2 protein-coding genes are annotated in these 2,627 nt (G+C 61.6%); both read right to left on the bottom strand.

What is annotated here, in order from left to right; translation table 11 throughout:
* Positions 1 to 2,105 (bottom strand): excinuclease ABC subunit UvrB (gene uvrB / locus IBX54_RS14270; RefSeq protein ID WP_296543319.1); only part of this gene is annotated, 2,105 nt, incomplete at its 3' end.
* Positions 2,106 to 2,176: 71 nt separating this feature from the next.
* A partial coding sequence (locus tag IBX54_RS14265; protein ID WP_296543318.1) for a tRNA-dihydrouridine synthase occupies positions 2,177 to 2,627 on the bottom strand: 451 nt, incomplete at its 5' end.

Raw genomic sequence — 2,627 nt, 5'->3', positions numbered from 1 at the left:
GCAATCAGCAGCTTGTCGCTGCCGGCAGCGCCAAAGGCCTGCTCCTTCAAAATGGCCAGCTGATCACGCACCCGCGCGGCTTTCTCGAACTCCAGGTTGCGGGCGTGTTCCATCATGAGTTTTTCCAGGCGCTTGATCTCGCGCGAGATGTCTTTCTCGCTCATGTCTTCCACTTGGGCGCGCTGCAAAGCATCGCGCTCCAGTTTCTCGGCCTCTTTGCCAGCCTTTTCGCTGTAAACCCCGTCAATCAGGTCACGCACTTCCTTGACGATTGAGCGCGGCGTGATGCCGTGCGCCAGATTGTGCGCCACCTGCTTGACCCGGCGCCGCTGGGTCTCGTCGATGGCTTTGCGCATCGACTCGGTGACCTTGTCGGCGTACAGAATCGCCCTGCCCTCCACATTGCGGGCGGCGCGGCCAATGGTCTGGATCAGTGAGCGCTCGGAGCGCAGAAAACCCTCCTTGTCGGCATCCAGAATCGCCACCAGCGACACCTCGGGAATGTCCAGCCCTTCGCGCAGCAGGTTGATGCCCACCAGCACGTCAAAGGTGCCCAGGCGCAGGTCGCGCAAAATCTCGACGCGCTCCACGGTGTCGATGTCGCTGTGCAGGTAGCGCACCTTGACACCGTTGTCGCTCAAATAGTCGGTCAGCTGCTCGGCCATGCGCTTGGTCAACGTGGTGATGAGCACGCGCTCGTGCTTGTCCACGCGGATGCGGATTTCCTGCAGCACATCGTCAACCTGGCTGGTGGCCGGACGCACTTCCACTTCGGGGTCCACCAGGCCGGTGGGACGCACCAACTGCTCCACCACCTGGCCGGCATGGTCTTTTTCCCACTGGGCGGGCGTGGCCGAGACAAAAATGGCCTGGCGCATCTTGGTTTCGAACTCCTCGAACTTGAGCGGCCGGTTGTCCAGGGCGCTGGGCAGCCGAAAGCCATATTCGACGAGCGTGGTCTTGCGCGAGCGGTCGCCGTTGTACATGCCGCCAAACTGGCCGATCAGCACATGCGACTCGTCAAGGAACATCACCGCATCTTTGGGCAAATAGTCGGTCAGCGTGGCCGGCGGTGCACCGGGGGGCGAGCCGCTTAAATGCCTTGAATAATTTTCGATGCCCTTGCAGTGGCCAACCTCGCTGAGCATTTCCAGATCAAACCGGGTGCGTTGTTCGATGCGCTGCGCCTCCACCAGCTTGCCTTGCGCCACAAATTCCTTGATGCGCTCGGCCAATTCGAGCTTGATCGCCTCCACCGCGCTCAACACCTGCTCACGCGGCGTGACGTAATGGCTGCTGGGATAGACGGTAAAACGCGGAATCTTCTGACGGATGCGCCCGGTCAGCGGGTCGAACAGTTGCAGGCTCTCGATCTCGTCGTCAAACAACTCGACGCGGATCGCCATCTCACTGTGCTCGGCCGGAAAGATGTCGATGGTGTCGCCGCGCACGCGAAAAGCGCCGCGCGAAAAATCGATATCGTTGCGCTGGTACTGCATACGCACCAGTTGCGCAATCATGTCGCGCTGGCCCATCTTGTCGCCCGCGCGCAGCGTCATCACCATCTTGTGGTAGGCCTCGGGCTGGCCAATGCCGTAAATGGCCGAGACTGTGGCCACAATCACCACGTCGCGACGCTCCAGCACGCTCTTGGTGCACGACAGGCGCATCTGCTCGATGTGCTCGTTGATGGCCGAGTCTTTCTCGATGAACAGGTCGCGCTGCGGCACGTAGGCTTCGGGCTGGTAGTAGTCGTAGTAGCTGACGAAGTACTCGACCGCGTTTTTCGGGAAAAACTCGCGGAACTCGCTGTACAGCTGCGCCGCCAGCGTCTTGTTGGGCGCAAACACAATGGCCGGCCGCCCGAGGCGGGCAATCACGTTGGCCATGGTGAAGGTCTTGCCCGAGCCCGTCACACCCAGCAGGGTCTGGAACACCTCGCCGTCATTGACGCCGTCCACCAATTGATTGATGGCCTCGGGCTGGTCGCCGGCGGGCGGATAAGGCTGGTACAGCTCAAAAGGCGAGTCGGGGTAACGCACAAACGTGCCGGTGCGCGCTCGCTCGGAAGCGTCGCTCACGGCCAGGGACAGGGTTTCAGACATGCAAGACGGGCTCAAAATTCAAATAACCGGGATGTTATCCAATGTGCTTCAGAACCGGCGCCAGATCGGCTTCAAGCCCCGACATAAGTTAATGCTTGCGCTTTGAACCAGCGCTCCACATCGGACGGGTCATGGAAGGTGCGCACCTCGGCAAAAGCCGTTTGCGCCTCGGGATAAACCCGGCGCAACAGGTTGAGCCACTGCTTGAGGCGACCGGTTTGCTGGTCGCGCGTCAGGTGGGCACAGACCAGGCGCCAGAATTCAGCCATGTGCATCATGAGCTGCGGCCAGCTCAGACTGGCCGACGCTGAATCGTCCCCCAGCGCTGCGCGAATGCCGCGTGCCAGCGCCGGGTTCGCCACCATGCCGCGCCCCAGCATCAGGCTCTGGCAGCCTGACACCTGTTGGCAGCGCAGGGCATCGGCCACGGTCCAGATTTCGCCATTGGCCACCAACGACAAACGCACCACCTGGCGGATGTCGGCAATACGCTCCCAATAGGCCGGCGGGCGGTAGCCGTGC

It is taken from the genome of Rhodoferax sp., from assembly GCF_014859475.1.
Lineage (GTDB): Bacteria > Pseudomonadota > Gammaproteobacteria > Burkholderiales > Burkholderiaceae_C > Rhodoferax.
Note: the sequence above shows the minus strand (reverse complement) of the source record. Positions and strands in the feature narration are given on the sequence as shown.